The sequence below is a fragment of the Clostridium sp. AF34-10BH genome (genome assembly GCF_003478095.1).
Lineage (GTDB): Bacteria > Bacillota > Clostridia > Lachnospirales > Lachnospiraceae > Acetatifactor > Acetatifactor acetigignens.
Genome location: NZ_QUEC01000030.1, coordinates 1 through 20,944, shown reverse-complemented (window position 1 = coordinate 20,944; position 20,944 = coordinate 1). Strand labels below are relative to the sequence as shown.

Annotated in this window: 23 protein-coding genes and 1 tRNA gene; all 24 read right to left on the bottom strand. The window is 45.2% G+C overall.

Annotated elements, in window-relative coordinates; genetic code table 11:
• Positions 1–68: 68 nt before the first annotated feature.
• Positions 69–470 carry a hypothetical protein gene (locus DWZ61_RS16315; RefSeq protein WP_118539711.1) on the bottom strand — a complete coding sequence of 134 codons (402 nt, stop codon included), beginning with the start codon at positions 468–470 and terminating at the stop codon, positions 69–71.
• 45 nt (positions 471–515) lie between these two features.
• Positions 516–2,066: a DNA methylase gene (locus tag DWZ61_RS16310; RefSeq protein ID WP_118539709.1), complete on the bottom strand. Its 1,551-nt coding sequence runs from the start codon at positions 2,064–2,066 to the stop codon at positions 516–518.
• Positions 2,067–2,202: 136 nt separating this feature from the next.
• A complete protein-coding gene (locus tag DWZ61_RS16305) occupies positions 2,203–3,213 on the bottom strand; it encodes a GGGtGRT protein (protein WP_022155099.1) in 1,011 nt (336 codons plus the stop codon).
• Between the two features lie 20 nt (positions 3,214–3,233).
• Positions 3,234–3,926 carry a hypothetical protein gene (locus DWZ61_RS16300; protein ID WP_022155100.1) on the bottom strand — a complete coding sequence of 231 codons (693 nt, stop codon included), beginning with the start codon at positions 3,924–3,926 and terminating at the stop codon, positions 3,234–3,236.
• 205 nt (positions 3,927–4,131) lie between these two features.
• Complete coding sequence (locus DWZ61_RS16295) at positions 4,132–4,683, bottom strand: inorganic diphosphatase (protein WP_117466331.1); 552 nt, start codon at positions 4,681–4,683, stop codon at positions 4,132–4,134.
• 111 nt (positions 4,684–4,794) lie between these two features.
• The gene (locus tag DWZ61_RS16290) at positions 4,795–6,042 is read right to left on the bottom strand and encodes a glutamate-5-semialdehyde dehydrogenase (RefSeq protein ID WP_118539707.1); all 1,248 of its coding nucleotides are present in this window, start codon (positions 6,040–6,042) and stop codon (positions 4,795–4,797) included.
• A 29-nt stretch (positions 6,043–6,071) separates the two neighbouring features.
• Entirely contained in the window at positions 6,072–6,647 is a 576-nt protein-coding gene (locus DWZ61_RS16285) for a 5-formyltetrahydrofolate cyclo-ligase (protein ID WP_118539705.1), read from the bottom strand.
• Positions 6,644–6,862 carry a DUF896 domain-containing protein gene (locus tag DWZ61_RS16280; protein WP_022312795.1) on the bottom strand — a complete coding sequence of 73 codons (219 nt, stop codon included), beginning with the start codon at positions 6,860–6,862 and terminating at the stop codon, positions 6,644–6,646. The genes DWZ61_RS16285 and DWZ61_RS16280 overlap by 4 nt, the downstream gene beginning before the upstream one ends.
• A 29-nt stretch (positions 6,863–6,891) precedes the next feature.
• The gene (proB, locus tag DWZ61_RS16275) at positions 6,892–7,764 is read right to left on the bottom strand and encodes a glutamate 5-kinase (RefSeq protein WP_118539703.1); all 873 of its coding nucleotides are present in this window, start codon (positions 7,762–7,764) and stop codon (positions 6,892–6,894) included.
• A 318-nt stretch (positions 7,765–8,082) separates the two neighbouring features.
• A complete protein-coding gene (locus DWZ61_RS16270) occupies positions 8,083–9,723 on the bottom strand; it encodes an FAD-dependent protein (RefSeq protein ID WP_118539701.1) in 1,641 nt (546 codons plus the stop codon).
• A gap of 86 nt (positions 9,724–9,809) precedes the next feature.
• Positions 9,810–11,036 (bottom strand): NAD(P)/FAD-dependent oxidoreductase, encoded by a 1,227-nt coding sequence (locus tag DWZ61_RS16265; RefSeq protein WP_118539731.1) that lies wholly within the window; start codon positions 11,034–11,036, stop codon positions 9,810–9,812.
• Positions 11,037–11,059: 23 nt separating this feature from the next.
• Complete coding sequence (locus tag DWZ61_RS16260) at positions 11,060–11,722, bottom strand: TM2 domain-containing protein (RefSeq protein WP_118539699.1); 663 nt, start codon at positions 11,720–11,722, stop codon at positions 11,060–11,062.
• Between the two features lie 84 nt (positions 11,723–11,806).
• A complete protein-coding gene (locus DWZ61_RS16255; protein WP_118539697.1) occupies positions 11,807–13,405 on the bottom strand; it encodes a hypothetical protein in 1,599 nt (532 codons plus the stop codon).
• Positions 13,406–13,438: 33 nt separating this feature from the next.
• Positions 13,439–13,954 carry an rRNA maturation RNase YbeY gene (gene ybeY, locus DWZ61_RS16250; RefSeq protein WP_022312801.1) on the bottom strand — a complete coding sequence of 172 codons (516 nt, stop codon included), beginning with the start codon at positions 13,952–13,954 and terminating at the stop codon, positions 13,439–13,441.
• Positions 13,955–14,025: 71 nt separating this feature from the next.
• Positions 14,026–15,150, bottom strand: a complete 1,125-nt coding sequence (locus DWZ61_RS16245; RefSeq protein WP_118539695.1) for a tyrosine-type recombinase/integrase — start codon at positions 15,148–15,150, stop codon at positions 14,026–14,028.
• 76 nt (positions 15,151–15,226) lie between these two features.
• On the bottom strand, positions 15,227–15,424 hold the full coding sequence (locus tag DWZ61_RS16240; protein ID WP_118539693.1) for an excisionase: 198 nt from the start codon (positions 15,422–15,424) through the stop codon (positions 15,227–15,229).
• 92 nt (positions 15,425–15,516) lie between these two features.
• Positions 15,517–15,876 (bottom strand): hypothetical protein, encoded by a 360-nt coding sequence (locus DWZ61_RS16235; RefSeq protein ID WP_118539691.1) that lies wholly within the window; start codon positions 15,874–15,876, stop codon positions 15,517–15,519.
• A gap of 12 nt (positions 15,877–15,888) precedes the next feature.
• Complete coding sequence (locus DWZ61_RS16230) at positions 15,889–16,344, bottom strand: hypothetical protein (RefSeq protein ID WP_118539689.1); 456 nt, start codon at positions 16,342–16,344, stop codon at positions 15,889–15,891.
• An 83-nt stretch (positions 16,345–16,427) separates the two neighbouring features.
• A complete protein-coding gene (locus DWZ61_RS16225) occupies positions 16,428–16,709 on the bottom strand; it encodes a hypothetical protein (RefSeq protein WP_118539687.1) in 282 nt (93 codons plus the stop codon).
• Position 16,710: 1 nt separating this feature from the next.
• A complete protein-coding gene (locus DWZ61_RS16220) occupies positions 16,711–17,091 on the bottom strand; it encodes a hypothetical protein (protein ID WP_118539685.1) in 381 nt (126 codons plus the stop codon).
• 14 nt (positions 17,092–17,105) lie between these two features.
• Entirely contained in the window at positions 17,106–17,366 is a 261-nt protein-coding gene (locus DWZ61_RS16215) for a hypothetical protein (RefSeq protein WP_118539683.1), read from the bottom strand.
• 9 nt (positions 17,367–17,375) lie between these two features.
• The gene (locus DWZ61_RS16210) at positions 17,376–18,686 is read right to left on the bottom strand and encodes a WGR domain-containing protein (protein WP_279220513.1); all 1,311 of its coding nucleotides are present in this window, start codon (positions 18,684–18,686) and stop codon (positions 17,376–17,378) included.
• 184 nt (positions 18,687–18,870) lie between these two features.
• Entirely contained in the window at positions 18,871–19,785 is a 915-nt protein-coding gene (locus DWZ61_RS16205; protein ID WP_118539679.1) for an RNA polymerase sigma factor RpoD/SigA, read from the bottom strand.
• A gap of 850 nt (positions 19,786–20,635) precedes the next feature.
• Positions 20,636–20,727: transfer RNA gene (locus DWZ61_RS19840), tRNA-Ile, on the bottom strand.
• Positions 20,728–20,944: the final 217 nt, after the last annotated feature.

Genomic DNA, 20,944 nt, shown 5'->3' with positions numbered 1-20,944 from the left:
TTTCCATTCTTGTTCACAAAATACTATTGGTAATATTTTAGCATTTCTCTGAACTATTTACAATGTAACTACAGAAAATCGATCCCGTAGATCCTCTCTACCGGAATTTCTGTTCCCTGTATCCGAAGGCTTTTTGTGTTCTCATCGATTTTGCGGACACAGCCTTCTACGGCAGTATAACTGCCGCCGTCCTTTTTCTCATCCGGCACAAAATAAATAATTTTCACCGGTACTGTGTCCAGCAGATGCTGTTGCAAATAAGAAATCTGGCGGTCGATCTCCTGCTTCCTGTCCTCATCCAGTTCCACAAAACGGTCTGTCCGGCGGGCCGTTTCTCTCAGAGCGTCATCATATCCCGCCAATGCTGCAAACGGTGAAAACTGTGCAGCACGGTCCTGTAAAGCCATTCGGGGATGGGTGGCTGACACCGGGTGAGGCAGATGGAGCATGTCCTTATATTTTTCATTCATCTTTTTACTCTTTTCCTGTTATCGGATTTTGTGGTCCGATAAATATTATGCCTTATGTCCGCCAATCTGACGGTTCCTGTCTATGGTTGTGGCTCCCTCCTGCAGATCGGCAGCCTTCAGAATCGCATTCTTTCCATACTTTGATTTTACGCTTAGCATTGCTTCCTGCAAGTGTTTTTCTTTTTCCAGCCGTTCCTTTTCCAGCTGCTTTGTTTCCCGGGAAGTTTCCTTCTGCCCCGTTTGCAAAAAGCCTCCGGAGAACAGATCCAGCTGTTCGTAGAACGGCTCTTCCTTTACGCTGTCCGCATCCTTTAGATGATTGGCCACCAGAGTGATTCTTCGGGTCAGCAGCATGGGATCTACAATCCGTTCATATAATCCCATTGTTGTCTCTGTAATCCTGCTGACTGACGCAGTCATTGCATCAAGGTTTCCAGTGCCGTGGGCATGCTTCGGCACGCTTCTGCCATAACGATCTACCGTGATTTCACCATGATAATGATCTGCGATCTCCGGAATCTTCAGGTTGTCAATATCATAGCCAACAGTCAGCACGATCTGATCTGTGACCAGCTTTTTTTCCACCAGATCCATTGCCAGCTGTTCTGCCATTTCCCGGACTACGATCTTGGCCTGCATAAAATCCGTGGCGCAATGCAGTACCTGACCGGAGCTGATACAGTTAGTCTCCGGTCGATAGGATTTGATCAGGTCCATGGTCACCGGCTCATACCCCCAGGCATGATCGATCAAAAGCTCCGCATTGATGCCGAACATCCGGTACAGCAAATCTTCGTTATAGTAATCTCCCGGTCCTCCGATAGAGCATCTGGCCACATCGCCCATGGTAAACATTCCGGCGGCTTCCAGCTTCTTGCGGTATCCGGCGCCGACTCTCCAGAAATCCGTCAACGGCCTGTGATCCCACAAAAGTTCCCGATAGCTGATCTCATCCAATTCGGCGATCCGGACTCCGTTATCATCCGGTTCCATATGCTTTGCTACAATATCCATGGCAATCTTGCACAGGTACAGATTGGTTCCGATTCCTGCTGTGGCGGTCAGCCCTTTTTTCTCCAGAATCTCTGTTGCAATTCTGGATGCTAGTTCTCTCGCTGTCATACCATAGGTCTTCAGGTATTGTGTCACATCCAGAAACACTTCATCAATAGAATAGACATGAATATCTTCCGGTGCGATATATTTCAAATAAATATTATAGATCTGGGTACTATATTCCAGATATCTCGCCATCCGGGGCGTGGCGGTCACAAAACCAACTTCCAGTTCCGGATGCCTCTGCAATTCATCCGCAAAGGTGCTTTTTCCCAAAAATCTGCCGCCAGGGGACCGCACTTTCCGCATGGCATTTACTTCTCTTACTTTGGAGATCACTTCGAACAGTCTTGCCCGTCCCGGGATTCCATAGGATTTCAGAGAGGGAGATACCGCCAGGCAGATGGTCTTCTGCGTCCGGGAAGCATCCGCCACCACCAGATTCGTATTCAAAGGATCCAGCCCTCTGTCAACGCACTCCACGGAGGCATAAAAAGACTTCAGATCCATGGCAATATAAGTATGGGATTGTGATTCCATTGCTGCCTCCTTTCAAACACTTTCTATAAATGATTATAGCAGAATGCATGTTCGATTACAAAGTAATTTTGTGGAAAAAAAGACTCCCGAACAATGTCGGGAGCCTTGAAATCCTTGATTTATCTGATTTTATGTTTTAGAACTTACCAGCCTTAGCAGCTTCCTCGATGGATACAGCAACAGCTACGGTAGCACCTACCATCGGGTTGTTACCCATGCCGATCAGACCCATCATCTCAACGTGTGCAGGTACGGAGGAAGAACCAGCGAACTGCGCGTCAGAGTGCATACGGCCCAGAGTATCGGTGAAACCGTAAGAAGCGGGACCTGCAGCCATGTTATCGGGATGCAGAGTACGTCCGGTACCGCCGCCGGAAGCTACGGAGAAGTACTTCTTGCCTGCTTCCAGTCTCTCCTTCTTGTAAGTACCAGCTACGGGATGCTGGAATCTGGTAGGATTGGTAGAGTTACCGGTGATGGATACGTCTACGTTCTCCTTCCACATGATAGCTACACCTTCGGGAACGCTGTTAGCGCCGTAGCAGTTAACCTTAGCACGAAGTCCCTCAGAGTAAGCAATTCTCTCTACCTCGGTAACGGTATTGGTGTAAGGATCATAAGAGGTCTCTACAAAAGTAAATCCGTTGATACGGGAAATGATCTTTGCAGCATCCTTACCAAGACCGTTCAGGATAACACGTAAAGGCTTCTGACGAACTTTGTTAGCCTTCTCTGCGATACCGATCGCACCTTCTGCTGCTGCGAAGGACTCATGTCCAGCCAGGAAACAAAAGCAGTCGGTATCCTCTTCCAGTAACATCTTGCCCAGGTTACCATGACCAAGACCTACCTTACGGGTATCCGCAACGGAACCGGGAATACAGAATGACTGTAAGCCTTCACCAATTGCTGCTGCTGCTTCAGATGCCTTTCTGCAGCCTTTCTTGATTGCGATTGCAGCGCCTACAGTGTAAGCCCAGCAAGCATTTTCAAAACAGATGGGCTGGATCTTCTTAACCTGATCGTATACATCCAGACCAGCATCTTTCGTGATCTTCTCTGCTTCTTCGATAGAGGAGATACCATAGCTGTTCAGTACAGCGTTGATCTTATCAATACGTCTTTCATATGATTCAAATAAAGCCATTTTTTCTGTCCTCCTGTATCTTATTGTTTTCTGGGATCGATGATCTTAACTGCATCATCTACACGACCGTACTGGCCCTTAGCCTTTTCCCATGCAGTGTTAGCATCGTCACCCTTCTTGATGAAGTCAGTCATCTTGCCAAGGTTAACGAACTGGTAACCGATGATCTGATCATCCTTGTCCAGAGCGATACCGGTTACATAACCTTCTGCCATCTCCAGATAACGGGGACCCTTCTTCAGAGTACCGTACATAGTACCAACCTGGCTTCTTAAGCCCTTACCGAGGTCTTCCAGACCTGCACCGACAGGCAGACCTTCCTCAGAGAATGCACTCTGGGTACGTCCGTATACGATCTGTAAGAACAGCTCTCTCATAGCGGTATTGATTGCATCACATACAAGGTCAGTATTTAAAGCTTCCATAACGGTCAGACCGGGCAGAATCTCAGCAGCCATAGCTGCGGAGTGGGTCATACCGGAACATCCAACGGTCTCAACCAGAGCCTCCTGGATGATGCCTTCCTTAACGTTCAGGGTAAGCTTACATGCACCCTGCTGAGGTGCACACCAGCCCACACCGTGAGTCAGACCGGAAATATCCTTAACTTCTTTTGCCTGCACCCATTTTGCCTCTTCGGGAATGGGAGCACAACCATGATGTACGCCCTGTGCAACGGGACACATTTCTTCAACTTCTTTTGAATAAATCATGTGAAATCTCCTTTCAATATGTACTTATAATACTATTGATAAAATAATATCATAATGGTCGTGTTCATTCTCTCATATTTCCTTTAAAAAATCTAGGGGTTTTGACAATTTTTTTCAATAGTTTATAGAAATAAACACCGTATCCCCAATGAACTGCATGGGAAATACGGTGCTTTGTGATTGTTGAAAATCAATTATCAACAGCTTACCAACTCTTGATAAAGGTATCGATGTAGTTGTCCAGACACTTTTTAATGACTTCAATCGCTTCTTCTCTGTTGCCCTTTTCATTGACTGCGGTAGTCTTGTTCTCCAGTGCCTTGTATACCGTGAAGAAATGCTCCATTTCATCCACCACATGACCCGGCAGTTCGGAAATATCATGGTAGCAGTTATAATTGGGATCATTGAAAGGAACCGCAATGATCTTTTCGTCATTTTTACCGTTGTCCAGCATGGAGATCACGCCGATAGGATACGCTCTTACCAAAGTCATGGGCTGTACCGGCTCGGAGCACAGTAACAGTACATCCAGCGGATCCCCGTCATCACCGTAGGTTCTGGGAATAAAACCGTAGTTCGCAGGATAATGGGTGGAGGTATGCAGGATACGATCCAGGATCAGAAGGCCTGTCTCCTTGTCCAGTTCATACTTGTTCTTGCTGCCCTTGGAAATCTCGATGACACAGACAAAATCTGTGGGAGTGACTCTCTGGGTGCTCATAGTGTGCCAAATACTTCCATTTACTTCTTTCATAAATCTTCTCCTCTTCCTCTATAGTTATTTCCGACAGATGTCTTTGCATACAGGACAAAATATCCAGCCGGAGAATACGCAGATTATCCGCCTGTAGCGGGTCGCAAGTGCTTATCTGCGGATCTGACCGTTTCCATGTATCTTGTATTTATAGGAGGTCAGCTCCTTCAGGCCCATGGGGCCTCTGGCATGCAGCTTCTGGGTGCTGATACCGATTTCTGCACCAAATCCAAACTCGAAACCGTCTGTAAATCTTGTGGAGGCATTGACATAAACACAGGCTGCATCCACTTCGTTTAAAAATTTCTCTGCAGTCTCCGTATTTTCCGTCACGATACATTCGGAATGCTTCGTATTGTAACGGTTGACATGGGCAATGGCCTCTTCCACGCTGTCCACAGTCTTGACAGACAGAATATAATCCAGATACTCCGTACCGTAATCTTCTTCTGTAGCGGGAATGCAGTCCGGCAGGATCTCCCGGGTGCTTTCGTCTCCCCGCAGTTCTACGTTCTTCGTCTTCAGGGCTTCCGCCATCTTCGGAAGGAACTTATCCCGGACGGCACGATGCACCACCAGAGACTCACAGGCATTGCAGACACCGATCCGCTGGGTCTTGGCATTCATCAGTATTTTTACCGCCATATCCACATCCGCATCCTTGTCCACATAGACGTGGCAGTTGCCGGTTCCGGTCTCTATGACGGGGATCGTGCTGTTCTCCACCACGCTGCGGATCAGTCCCGCACCGCCTCTTGGGATCAGCACATCCACATATTCCTTCATCTTCATAAACTGCGCAGTGACCGCACGATCCGTATCTTCGATCAGCTGTACGGCAGTCCTGGGCATACTGCAGGCTTCCAGTGCATCCTGTAATACTTTGACAATAGCGATATTGGAATGAATGGCATCGCTGCCTCCCTTTAAGATCACTGCATTTCCCGTCTTAAAGCACAATCCGAAGGCATCCGCCGTCACGTTGGGACGAGCCTCATAGATAATGCCGATAACCCCTAACGGTACTCTGACTTTATCGATTTTCAGTCCGTTGGGACGTTCGAAATGTTCCATGGTCTCACCGATGCAATCCGGAAGAGCCGCAATCTGCCGAAGGCCCTCTGCAATCTGCGCGATTCTCTCTCCGGTAAGCTTCAGACGATCCAGCAGTCCCGGATTCATTCCGTTGTTTTTCCCGTTTTCCAGATCCAGTACGTTGGCTGCAAGGATCTCTTCCTGCCTTTCACACAGATCATTTGCCGCTGTCTGCAGCGCCTTGTTTTTCTCTTCTGTAGTAAGCTTCTGCAATACATATTTGGCATCGCAGGCATTTTTTCCCAGTTCTAAAAGTTCCGACATTCCTTCCCCGCCTTTCCAAAACCAAAGATTTATACCAAAATCACCTGATAGGGCTTTACATCTGTCTCTTCCACAGGAACACTTTCGACCTGCTGGCAGCGGAACCCGACAGCAATACTGCGAAGTCTTAAGGCTTCCCTGTCTGCCAGATAGCGGTCATAAAATCCGCCGCCGTATCCCATCCGGTTGCCCAGGGGATCAAATACACTTCCCGGCATCAGAAGCAGACAGTTTGCTGCCTCTTCGGGAGCATATTCATAGCTCTCCGTATTGCCTTCCGGCTCCAGGATTCCCTTATAGCCCTCTTTCAATTCCGTCAGGGATTGAATCCGGTAAAAACGCATTTCCTGACCTTCCACCTTCGGAACATAGACACGTTTGCCATCCTGCAGGGCATTCTCCAGAATCTCTGTCGTGCAGATTTCATTTCCGTAGCTGACAAAGCCCAGAATCGTATCCGAGAGGTAATACCACTGGTGTCCCAGAATCCGCTCGGTAATGAGAAGATTCCCTCTCTCCCGTTCCGGCTCCGTCAGTGCCGCCCTGCGGGCCAGCACTTCCCTGCGCAGTTTCTTTTTCACTTCTCTGCGTTCTTCTGTGCTCATTTCTTCTTTTTATAGGACGGCTTTAATTTTTCAATGGTGCCGTCCGGCCTTTCGATTTCGATGCTGTCCAGCTGCGCCTTCATATTGCGCTTGATGCTGTCCACGTATTCCTGTCTGAGAATGGACTGTTCCAGCTTTTCTTCGTCGGTCAGTCCCTCGCTCTGAGATTTATGATAAAGCTCATTGATGCGCTTTATTCTTTCATCCATATTCATAATGTATTCCTCTTTTCGTTGACGTATCATCACTGATTTTTGTGCAGATTCTGTACAAATTCCGGCAGATCAAAGCTTTCATCCTTATGTGCCACGAATAAAGTACCTTCGTTTTCACCGGATAACAGACGATGAAGTACTCCGATGTCCTTGCTGTTGGCAATGATCATATCCACATCCGAACTGGTGGCAATCTTCGCCGCGATCATTTTGGTATTCATGCCGCCGGTCCCCACATTACTGCCGGTACTGGCCTTGCCCATATGCATGAATTCCTCCGTGAGTTCATCCACCTGTTCGATAAATTCCGCATTGGGATTCTGCCTGGGATCATCGGTGTAGAGGCCATCGATATCTGACAACAGGATCAGCAGATCTGCATCGATCAGTGCTGCCACAATAGCCGACAGGGTATCGTTGTCACCGATCTCAATCTCGTAGGTCGCTACCGTATCATTTTCATTGACAACGGGAATTGCTCCCATTTTCAATAGCTGGGTGAAGGTATTATGGGCATTGTAGCGGTTCAGATTGTCCACGATGGTATTTTTCGTCATCAGGATCTGTGCTGCCACCTGATTGTACTCCGCAAAAAGCTTCTGGTAGGTCATCATCAGTCTTGCCTGGCCGATGGCGGAACAGGCCTGCTTGATCGCCATGGATTCTGCCTGAGTCTGCCCCTCCGTAGTCTTTAAATGCACTGCCTGTTTTCCGGCGGCAATAGCACCGGAAGTCACAAGTACGACTTCTTTCCCCTGATTGCTGATATCGCAAAGCTCTCTTACCAGCTTTTCCAGACGGATATAATCCAGGTCTCCCGTCTCGGCATGCTGTAAGGAGGAAGAACCGATCTTAACGACGATTCTTTTCTTATCCTTGATTTGTTCCCTTATGTTATTCACGTGATTGCCTTTCTAAGTCCATATTATGATGCCAGGGTCAAAAGGTCTAAGCCCACATGAGCTTGCTCATAGTTGGGTAAAAGACCTTTTGACCCGCCCCGATATGAGCATAAAAGTGGGATGATAATCCCACGATATGCGAATATTGGGTGGATTGTGGGAGTGCGTAGCACGGAGCAATCCGTAGGCATCAAAGTCGGGGGCTTTTGACCCCGACATCATATTATTAGGTTAATATATTCAGCGCCTCCCCCGAAAAACCGATCTGCAGGATGCAATCTCTGAATATTTGAATCATATAACATTTTCTGCCATACGTCAACGCTGTAGCGGAGCAAACTGTGAAGCGATCTGTTCTGCTACGCGGATACCGTCCATGGCGGCGGAAGTGATTCCTCCGGCATATCCGGCCCCCTCTCCACAGGGATAGCAACCCCGGATGGCAGACTGTAACTCTTCATCCCGTTCGATCCGCACCGGGGAAGATGTCCTGCTTTCCACACCGGTCAGGATCGTTCCCGGAGAGGCAAAGCCGCGGATCTGTCTGTCAAAGCTGTCCATCCCCTCCACGAAGGCCCGGTTACACTCTGCCGGAAGAATTCCGGTAAGATCCGCCCATTCATAAGCACCTTTACACTGTGGTTCCAATGCTTCCGGGCCACTTCTTTGTACTCCGTCCGTTTCCGCAGGATGCTCTCCGGTGACTTTCTCCCTGAAATCTCCGTACCGCTGTACCGGCAGTTTCCCATCGCATAATTCATAAGCTCTCTGTTCCAGTCCCCGCTGGAATTCGATTCCTGCCAGTGGATGATCGGAACCGTAATCCGCAGGAGTCACCGCAACGATAATGGCGCTGTTGGCATTTTTCCCGTCACGGCCGCTGTAGCTCATACCGTTCACCGCCAGTCTTCCCGGCTCGGAAGATGCGTTGACCACATAGCCGCCCGGACACATACAGAAAGAATACACTCCTCTGCCGGTGCTTGTCTTAGCCGTCACCTTATAAGCCGCTGCACCCAGACCTTTTACCGACTCAGCGCCATACTGGCTCATATTGATCAGGCTCTGGGGATGCTCCACACGGAATCCCACTGCAAAAGGTTTCGCCGACATGGGAAACTGCTTCCGGTACAGCATGGAAAAGGTATCTCGGGCACTGTGCCCCGGTGCCAGTACCACCTGCTCACAGGGGAGCACTTCCGTGTCATTCACCTTTACTCCTGTGACCTGCCCGTTCTCAGTAAGGATCTCCGTCATCTGACTATGAAATCGGACTTCCCCACCCATACGCAATATTTCTTCCCGCATGCTTTTTACCACTTTGCTCAGGACATCCGTACCAATATGGGGCTTGGCCTGATAAAGAATTGCCGGATCAGCACCGTGCTTTACGAAAGTTTTCAATACTTCCGTATTTCTGCCGTATTTGTCCTTTACCAAAGTATTCAGTTTACCATCCGAAAAAGTTCCGGCACCGCCTTCTCCAAACTGCACATTGGAATCCGGCTTTAATCTGCCCGTCTGCCAGAAAGCTTCTACATCCGCCTGTCTGGCATCCACGTCTGCACCCCGTTCCAGAATGACAGGTGCATAGCCGTGCTGTGCCAGATAATATCCGCAAAAAAGTCCAGCAGGACCCATTCCGATGATCACAGTGGGATGCTTCTGCTGCGTTGAGCCTTCTGCAGGAAAAAGATATTCCGTTTTTTCGGTCAGCAGAACATTGGCTTTTCCAAGTCTGCGGCAGGCATCCTTATATACTTTTTCTTCCTTTTTCACCGTTACATTCACACTGTAACTGTAAAAAAGTGCCGGCTTTTTTCTGGCATCCAGAGACTGCCTTACGATCTGCAGTTCGAGGATATCCGCCGCCGGGATCCGTAAGTACTGTGCCGTCTTATGTATAAGCTGCTCCCGGGTATGATCTACCGGAAGCTTCAGCTGATTTAATCTGATCATTTTCATCCTCATATCTTTCAATGACCTGCCGCCTTTCCGGAGCTTTTGCACCTTACGCAGGCATACGTCACGTGTAAAAAATCATTTTATGCTAACGTAGCGTGGTATCCCGCCAGATAACCACTGCTCCAGGCCCATTGGAGATTATAGCCCCCGCATCGGCCATCCACGTCCAGAATCTCCCCCGCAAAATAGACCCCGGGGCAGATCTTTGATTCCATAGTAGGCTTTACTTCCCGTACATCCACGCCTCCGGCGGATACCTGTGCATTTTCGTAAGGATTGCTCTCTGTGATATGCAGTTTCAGGTTACGGCAGAGATTATAATAAGCATGAATCTTTTCCTCCGGGATCTCCTTCATGGGAGTAGCCAGACGAATCCCTGCCATTTTTAGCAGCGCAGCGGTCAGTTTTTTATGTAACATTCCGGTAAAGAATTCCTCTGCTGTCCGGTCTCCCTGTAAAAGTTTCCGCCCTGCCTGTAATTCTTCATAGCTTTCCTGCGTCAGATCCGGCAAAAAGTCAATCTGTGCTGTCACGTTCCGCCTGTCCCTGAGCAGATAGTTCACCCTGCGGCTTAGCTGGAAAATGGGAATGCCTGAGATGCCGTAATCCGTCAGCTGTAGTTCTCCCCGTTCCCGGCATATTTCCCCGCCGTCACAGAAGACCCGGATCTCACTGTCCGCCCGGACACCGGCAATCCCCTTTAGCAGGTCGGTCTCCTGACAGCGCAGCTGCACCAGTGCGGGCACTGAAGGAATGCAGGTGTGTCCCATTTTTTTTGCAATTTTAAATCCACTGCCGTCCGATCCGGTAGCCGGTGCGGCTTTTCCACCACAGGTCACAATCACCGTATCGAACTGCCATGTCTTTTCTCCGTCACTGACCTGCAGCTTTCCGGAGGCCAGCCTTTCGACCTTTGTGATCTTGCACTGATACTGTATCTCCACACCGAGTGCCTGTAATTCATAACGCAGCACGTCCAGCACCGCAGCCGCCTGCTCACACACGGGATAGAGATAGCCATTTTTCTCCTTTACCATCAGACCAATACTTTGGAAAAAGCGTATCGTATCCTCCGTATCAAAATGTTCCAGCACATCCCGGATCCATTCCAAATCTCCGCCGTGATAACACTCCACGGAAAGCGCACGATTTCCCAGATTGCATTTCCCGTTTCCTGTCTGCAATATTTTCTTTCCCACACGGTCATTACGCTCCAGGATCGTCACCTGTGCACCTTCTTTTGCCGCGGTTATGGCTGCCATCATTCCGGCAGCACCGCCGCCGATCACACCGATCTGTTTTTTCATCTGCATCACCTTTATTCAGAATTCTAGGACGAATACGTCTCCAGAAAATCATACAATGTTTCTTCATCCGGAACAAACAGCATGTCCATGATCTGGAGCTGTATCTGTTCCGGCAATTTTTCCAGCGAGATCCCGGTATTGATATATACCGTGGATCTGTCTTCCAGATAGACCACCACTTCATTGTCCGACACCGCCAGATAAAAACTTGCGCTGGGCTGGACATAACGGTAATCCATACGGACCATTACTTTTTCCCGGGAAAAAGACAATACCTCCAACCCCACAAAGCCCCGCTCGATCTCCGACAATGGCGGATGGGCCGCATAGAGTTCCATGGTCTCCAGAAAATTTTCCCTGTTCATCCCAATATATTTATGTGGGATCTTCCATGAGGTCTCCACTGTGGTACCCCGTACAATATCTGCCTCTTCCAACACATATTCGGTATCCGCACAAAGTGTCTCCCCGGAGGCTGCCGCCTCCACACTGGGTGCCGCCTCATAAGGATCTGTGTCTGCTGCAGTCTCCTCTTCCGTCAGCGGCAGGGCAAGTCGGTTCTCATTCAGATCCTGCCATTGTCCGGGATAGAAAAAATGAATGCCCCAGACACCAAGAAAGATTCCAAGAATTAAAAACACAACCGGAATCACAAAAAAGTAACTGATACGTTTTACAAATTTCATACTGCCTCACATCCATGATGTTTCTATTGACTCTTTGTATCAGTATCAGTTATTTTATCGAAAATATACATCCGTAAAACAGTTTTAGAGCAGCCGGAGCGTTTTTCCGAAAGCACGCAGCACTTTACCGCCGGGAACATAATTCAGATCCTGTCCACGGAAACTGCGTAACATCAAAAGCAAAAACCAGTAGACTGCACCGGTGATCACCAGTTCCAGCAGCACCGTTACCATTGCCCCCAGATGGGGCAGGCAGATCTTCTCCAGCCCAAAAGCCAGCAATCCGCAGGCACAGCAGCTTCCGGCGGGAATTGCCAGTGTCCGCAACAGATCCGGCCAGGTCTTCATTCGAAGGCAGGCAAGTATGCCGAGAACAATTCCTCCCGCTGCCGTCCCCAGCACAAGGCTTAAAGATAATGCCGTTGTTGTATTTCCCGTATTCAGAAGAATCAGCAATACCACGATGCTCACGATATCCAGAATGCCGTATCCTGCCAGGAGCAGATGCTTTTCCCCCCGAAGCTCCAGTATCTCCGAAAAATAAAACAAAAGCAGAAGCCACAGAATCAGCGAAGATCCCGTAGTGAGCAAACCGGTAAGTGCCATTTCCGCAGATTTATCCAAAGCCTGTGACAGTGGTGTTGCCAGTACCGCGATCCATGCCGTGAAAAAGAATCCGTGTACCACCGTCCCCTGTACTCCTGCCTGAAATGCAGTTCTGGCATATCTTTCTTCTTTTTTGCGGATATGGCTGCCGGTTCTGGCCACCCCCGGCAGAATTCCCGCACTTAAAATTGCTACGGGCATCAGGATCGTGATCAGATATCTGCCGACGAAAATACCATACGCAGAAACGGATGCATAAATATCCGCCGACCTTTTCTGGAAGAAAAGCAGGCCGATCCACAAAGGCAGTAATAAAAACATGTCTCTGAGAATATCCCCACCCATAGGAATCAGTAATGTACGCAGCTGCGAGGAGAAAGAGTCCGTTCCCTTCATACCGCTTTCCACTTCTCTTCTGCCTGCCATGCTGCCACGGTAGATCACAAATACAAATAGCAGTACCAACACCTCCGAAAGCAGCATTCCCACTGCGATACCCATGGCGCCGTACATGGATGTAAAGTCTGTCCTTTTTAATAAAAGACTTACTTTCTCCCCGTAGTTCCGGAAAATCCCCAGGAACACCAGACCCAGGCCCAGGAAAAATACCTGCCGCAGCACCGAAGATACCGCAGATGGCATTTCCGAACCTTCACTCTGAAAATATCCTAAAAATACCGACTGGATACAACGAAGAAAAAGTGCCGGGCTTAAGATCCACAGGATCATGCTTCCGTAAGGCACCAGAAAGACTTTTTCCAAAAGGATCCAGCCCAGACTCATGCACAAAACAGTCCCAAGAAGTCCCTCTGCGATCTGAAACAGCATCATGTTCTTACGCATTCTGGAGACATTCCGATACTGCCCCCTGGCATTTCTGCCCCGAAGCATTCTGCCCATTCTGTCCGGCAGATTTTTCCCGGTAAGCACCCAGAACAGGGCAAATACCAGAACAGCCGCTGCCAGATATCCCAGGCCGTTATCTCCGATGCTTTTCCCGAACACCCAGATATTGATACAGGCAAGGACATAGGAAAAACTCTGTATTTGTCTTCTTTTTACTTCCACCTGATTCATGTAAGCTACCTTTACGTGTATGACACGCCCTTTTTAATCTCTTGTAATTCCAAGGGATGCGAGGACCTGCTCCTGCTTTGCCTCCATTACCTTTGCCTCATCTTCTTCCATATGGTCATAGCCACACAGATGAAGCATACTGTGAGCGACCAGAAATGCGAACTCTCTCTTCTGGCTGTGTCCATAGCTTTCCGCCTGCTCTTTGACCCGGTCCACAGAAATAATGATATCCCCGAGGATCAGTTCTCCTGTATCCGGATCAAAATAATCTGCCTCTCTGTCCTCAGAGATCTCAAAATCCCCAGGCTCATCGAAATCCAGATTGGGGAAGGACAATACATCAGTCTCCCGGTCAATCTTCCGGTATTCCTTATTGTAAGCATGAATACCGTCATTGTCTGTCAACAGTACATTTAACTGGATCTCATAGGGACATCCCTCCATATCCAGAACCGCCGTGGCTACCTGCTCCACGGTCTCCTCTATGGGGAAACTGTTTTCCCCATTTGAAAATGTCTCATCGGTTTCATTTTCAACGTAAAAAGTCATAATTGCCTCCTAACTCAACAAATATCAATGGTTTTTGATTTTTATGTACCAATTTGTACCAATTATTATAATTAACCTAATAATAACATTTGCTCAATAGCTTTAATTTCTTTTTGCTTTTGATCTTCCATAACATGCACGTATAGATTCATTGTGATGCTGATATTGGAATGACCGAGTATTTTTTGAAGCGTTTTAGGCTGCATACCTGCTTCGATACACCGAGTGGCAAAGGTATGCCTAAGAATATGCAAAGAAATTCGGGGCAGATTATATTTTTTACACAATCTTTTGAGGATTACATCATAAGATTGATTTAAAATAGGCGTACCTTTTTTGCTTAAGAAAACAAAATCATGAAAGCGAATGTCTGTATTATATTTTTTATTTATTATTTTTTGTTTTTGCAATATGGAAACGGCTTCTTGCGTAAGTGGTATGGTTCTTTTTCCGTCATCAGTTTTGGGGTCACCAAAATCCCATTCTCCAGGATGAGCCCTATAATGAGCTGTACGACGAACGTTTAGAATATTATTTTTGAAATCAACGTCTGACCATTGGAGTGCGATTAGTTCTCCGGCTCTTATTCCTGTTTGTAGAATGAAACGATATTGATTCGCATAGTTTGTTTCATTAACAATTTCCAATAATCTCTTTTGTTCATCGAGTGTTAAAGCATTTCTTGGATCTGATGAAATTCCAACATTGCTTTTGACTTTTTTGGTGCATGGATTTTTAAGAATCAATTCATTATCAACGGCACTTTCCAGCATGAGTTTTAATACAGATTTTGTTTTTAGGATGGATGATGATTTATAACCATTATCCCCCATTGCGTTTAATACTTTTTGACAATCAAAAGCCGAAATATCATGTATTTGTTTTTCACCAATATAAGGCTTTATGTATTGAATATACGTAATCTCATAAGAAGCGAATGTTGTGCTTCGAATAGTTTTTTTGGTTATTGTTATCCATTCCTGATACCATTCGTCCAATGTGATTTCACAATTAGTATTTTTCAGCCGATGTTTGTCTTCATATATTGAATCTGCTACCCATTTTTTGCATTCCTGTAATTTTGCAAATATTTTTTGTTTCCGCCCGTTGTGTCCTGTAAAACGACCTACATAGTAACCGTCTTTACGTTGCGATATACCTGTTCCTAATTCTTTCCCCTTTAAATCTTTTCCCATGTGCCGTTACACTCCTTTCCTATACACAGGAAAAGCCTTATGCGATTTTGATGATAGCACATAAGGCTTCGAAAGTCTATAATTCTATATTTTCAGAAATAAATTTCTCGAACTCCTTTCGTTTAATAAGTCGTTTTTTCCCAATGTAAATAACCCAGTTACAGCGAGGGTTATTTGAGAGCTCTCTCAATTTATTAATTCCAATATTGCTATATCCGGCAGCTTCTTCAAGCGTAAGAGTTATTTTTTCCCATATGGGTATTTCTTTTGGCATATTGCGTCCTCCTTAAAACAGCGTTGTTTAATATTAATATGATAGAAATTAACAATTCTGTTACATTTTATAAAAAAGCTGACCCTCAAGGATCAGCCTTCAATTTTTGTATAATGTCTGTGAAAATCATCTGTTTGATACCAATACTCATCACCGGTTTCAGTAAAACAATATTCGGTGATATAAATTTTGCCGTCTATCTCCCGTTGACGTTCTTTACACAGGCATCTCCACCATTCACAAAAATAATATGGCTCATCTGCTGCATATTTTTCAAGCGGAACGCTTTTTTTATCGCAAAGATCTGAAAGAAAATAAGGACCGGCTTTTCCGGCATAAAATACAGGTTCTTTTTCTTCGTCGTTCCATATCGCCAGTGTTAAAAGAATATCTTTTTTATTATTCACAAGAATGGCAGGAATCCAGATATCCAATGATGTTATAGTTTTCATAGACAAATCTCCTTAATGTCTAAATTCATAAGGAACAGCATGCTCCTTAAGAAATTTTTTAACAATCGTTTTGCCGACGATCCACTTGGAAACATCCCCCAGTGCATAAGGCCCGCAGCCGGTTTCTTCCGGAAATTCAGGATCGAAGTTCTGAATCCCATAATAATTAATCAAATCAACGCAATAACTCATGCGTTCCGATTCCGATTCGGGCATATATTCCTTGGGGAATCCAGCAAAATCATTAACTTCCTTCCGTGTGTCCTCTTCCAGCCACGTATCGAGAGCAATGTAACAATTAGCTACGATACAGGGGATTTTATATTTTCCTTCGTAGTCGTAGACTGGTGTTGTCAGACTAATTACATTATATGCTCCATGATGTTCATCGGGTTTTATGAGACATCCGCCGTATTCTAGGAAGTTAACGTCTCCTAAATTCACCCATGCTGTTTCTTTATCTTTCATATCATTTCCTCCACTTTTCTTTGACTTGTGCTATTAATATGAAAGAAAAGCAATAAGAAAAGGCAGCCTGTGCTGCCTGTTTCTTAAGTTAATTCTTCATAAGTATCAGCAAATTGCACAATAACAACCGCAGTTACTGAAGAATATGTTTTCTTCCACTCCTCTCCGAATGTTTCTTTGCATAGAGTCTCAAACAACTCGGAGAGCTCGTTTTTGTCATACGCTTTGATATCGAACTCAGTTTCATCATAGTCTGCCGTCTCTGGATTTTGAAACGTAATCTGAGCCGACATCCAACGGCAGGTACCCGGAACATCGCATTCCGTGCACCAACCTTTTTCTTTGATGTATCCTTTTATTGTCATCTTAAGCTACCTCTGCAAGCAGAACAAGGTCGCCGTTAATATTGTCAACGGCTACAGACTTCACAACGGTTTCCATAGTCATCTGTTCTTCCAGCTCTTCATCAATATGTCTTGCCGGATAACAACGGATCGGCATATTTCCGTCGATTTCCTTGAGCAATTCCAGAAAATCTTCGCTGGAGGTTTCGGAACCGCCGCCGTAGGACTCTTCGGATTCCACATACAGAGCATCGAACTCGCCGTCGTCAATATCAGTTACGGCATATAAGGAATCACCGTTATTGAATCCAACGAATACCTGATACCCTTCGGAAGCTTCATTTTCGATAATATCAACTAATTCTGCGACGTTTTCTACGTCGTGTTTGTTTTCGTATCTCATTTCGTTTCTCCTTTTTATGCTATTTTGATGCTGTCCAAATATTTTGTTATTAACGCATCGTTGTGATTTTGTTCTAATTTTTGATATATGTCCGTAACATCGCAGGCGGCATAATCTGTTATAATGTTGGGATCTTTTGAGAAATCCTCTATTTTCCAGATACGCTTGCCATCAGTAACAAGGGAAATAATCTCTCCTCTGTCACTGATTTCGTCGTATGCAATAAACGACGTCCTATCTCTGCCACGGTACATATAACCTACAATTCGTATCATGTCTACCTCCTATGCTGAAAACTCTACGAGGTAGGTCAACAACATTGCCGCTTCATTGTAAAAAATGATTTCATCATTTCTTAAATAATTTCCGGCATGCGCGTGAACGCAGTTGAAGTTGCCGATCGATTTCTCGGAATAATTCGAAGGGGAGGTTACATTGAGTGGATTTCCGTAGGCTGTCGCATACAGACCCATAAATCTTGTGCTGCTGCTCATTTCTCTTGTCCAGAATCCGCCGCTTGTGTATCCCCAGCTCTTTTTTGCACTTGAAGCGAAATAAATTCCGTTGCCAAACATCTTGCCGGTGATCGCTGCATTTGGATGAAGCATCAACCCGTTTTCAGCAATACTCAGCCAGTTTTCGTTTCTGGAACCATGCCATAATGATTTGATTTCGGAAATATTCCGGTCTTTTACGTATTGCTTAAACTTCTTCTCCTGTTCTTTGGGGATCACCCGATAAATATTCAGTACTTTCAGGCGGAGATCCGGAGTGAGAAGTTCGAGTACTCTCTCCCTCTTTTCTTTGGAAGCCTCGGTAACAATGATGTTTTTCTTCTGAAAGTTATCAGAAGTATCATTGAATGTATTCTTTCCTGTTGCGACCTGCATAGCCATAACCAGATCTTCCTCACGCTGAATGATTTTTGGAATATCCTCAGAGCTTACAGCAAGCAAGCCATCAACCTTCCATACCTTTCGGGGACAAACTGCAAGCAATTCTTTCAGAACATTATTGAATTCATCGAGTCTCTTTGTAGTATACAGGATATTCAACAAGCGTTTGCTTTCGGTAATCATACCTTCTGTAATTATCAGACTGGCACAAGATTTTTGAATCATTTGTTTTGCATGCCGCAACAACTTCTGATACAAAGCCACCGAAACCGGATTTGAAGACTTTTCTTCCACTGCCGGCTTTTCTTCCGGCTGCGCGGCTTCGTCAATGTAGATGTGGGTTTTATCCTCGTATCCTTTCGCAAGTTTTTCTTCATACTTGATCCAGAACATTCGAAGAGGATATTCGCAGCTCCTTTCACTGAAAAGTTCACCCTTTGCTGCGCCGATGCGTCCGTAGGAAGCAATTACGCTCTCTCCCTGTTTTTCCAACTTATAGAATTTATAGTTATTTTTTTCGCCGTTTACGCAGGTAAGGTATACCGTGGGATATTCGCTGCACTGCGCAGAATCTGGAAAAACGATGTTATTGCTGCTTTCCTGAATCAGAATGGTTCCGGAACGATTTGAAATACCATAGGATGCGTTTCCGTAAGGTGTCTGTATTTTAACTGTACACGGCGGCTGTTCGGAAGCCATCTTCTTTGCGAGCTGCCTGTAAAATCCGTTTTCATCATCAGGAGTTTCAATTTCTTCAGATGCAAATGATGAAATATAATTAATTTTCATGTCTTTTCCTCCATTTTTCTCTTTGATACCGTTATTATGAAAGAAAAGATATATAAAAAAATGACAAAAAGAGCCGTCATTGTGACGACTCTTTTTATTCAGGATGATATTCTTCAAGTAACATCCGTGTCTTATAATTACGTAATTTTTTAATGGATCTGCCTTCAATCTGCCGTATACGCTCTTTTGTTACACCAAAATGATTTCCAACTGCTTCCAAAGTCATCGGATATCCATAAAATCCGAAACGCATTTTGAGTACTTCCCGCTCTTTTTCGCTCAGAAAATCCATGCATTTAAACAACAGCTCTTTTAATTCCTTTTGTTCATATTCTTGTTCTATATTTTGGGATTTATCAGCGATGAAATCTCCAAGTGTTCCTCCATCATCTTTTTCGGGATCCAAAGGGATATCTAGTGATCCTACAATGCGGAGCTTATTGTTTGCTTCTGAATCCTTTACCAGCTGCAACGGTATTGAAGTTTCAGCAGAGATTTCTTTGAGAGTCGGTTCCCTGTGTAATTTTTTTGCCAAATCCAGTTTTGCTTTATATATCTGATACTGTCTTTCCTGGTAATGAACAGGAATTCTAATGGTGTTTCCTTTATCGTGAATGCCATGCATTGCGCTCTGTCTGATCCACCATGTAGCGTAAGTGGAAAATTTATTCCCGAGCGTGTAGTCGAATTCACCGATAGCTTTTATAAGCCCCATATTTCCTTCCTGAATAATATCCATCATATCCATATCGGACGGAATGTGAATGTAATTTTTGATAATGCTGACCACGAGCTTTAAATTACTGTTGATGAGAGCTTCGCGAGCGACTTCATTGCCTTCTGAGAGACGTTTAAATAAAGCTGTTTCCTGTTCTCTGGAAAGAACAGGATATTTACTTATTTCTTTTAAATATGCCGTTAATACACTTGAATCGGAGTTATTCCACTGAATATCATCAGCTTTTTCATCTAATTCTGTATTTTCGTATTCATCTGTTGTATATTTCATATATCCTCACATTATGAAGTGGTTTCTGATTTCATAATTAATATGACAGAAAACACACAATTTGAATTTTTCTGCACAGAAATTAATGCATTGTCAGAAAAATAATGCCACTTGTGACTAATGTAACAAAAATATAAAAAACAATATTTGTTCGTCTTTTTCCAACATACATTTTCCATTTTTTAGGGAACACATAGAATGATTTGTTTTTATCAATGATCCACAAGAATGCAGGTATGCCCTTATATGTACAGGCATCAAGAAATAAATGTCCAAAGACACCAAAAAACAGCCCTCGTGTAAAATGATTGTAATTTGTTGTAAAAAATGCCATAACGATCCAAAATAAAGAGTAGTGTAAAAGACCTCTGTGTCCAAATACGTTATTGATGATTTTGGACGTTAGAGTCGTAAACGGAGGCAAAATGTTCGAAATAATGGATTCCGTAGAATCTATATCCGGTAGCAGGCTTCCGAGAACAGAACCGCATACAACAAATACCATGTCGGCGTTGTTTTGGCATATATTCAATTTATGAAGGTACGCCGAAAAAGCGATACCTGTAATGATTCCGAAACTTAAATGTTGCTTTCCTGTCATACTTTCCTGTCACAATAACGAAATAAATAACATCTGTTACTATTATTATGAAAGAAAGTTGAATAAAACAAAAAACGACGTTTTTACGCGTCGCTTTTGTCTGATAGCAAGAAGGATTCGAACCTTCCATATAATAGTGAGGTCAATCAGACGATAAGTTATGAGCCTATCCCGTTTCCAACCCGGAATTGCTATCAGTGACCGTTAAATCCAATTTTTAACCATTCCGCCGCATCAAAAAGATACGAGAGCGAAAAGCAGGATTCGAACCTGCCATACAACTGCGTCGCTACTGCACAGCGGATGATAAGTCCGCCCCGTTACCAACCCGGAATTTTCGCTTTGATTCTTTTGGCTACATATTCTATGTGCGCCCAAAGGGCGATGCGTGCAGCCGGAATCGAACCGACGACACCATGAGTGAACTACCCCGACCTATAGAAGTCGGAGCTTCCTGATTCGACCACCGTTGCATTGATCACGATGCACGCGATCAACGTCTTACACAATGTCCACAGGCGTATGAGTTCGGGCTATTCCATCCCTACTATGAATATT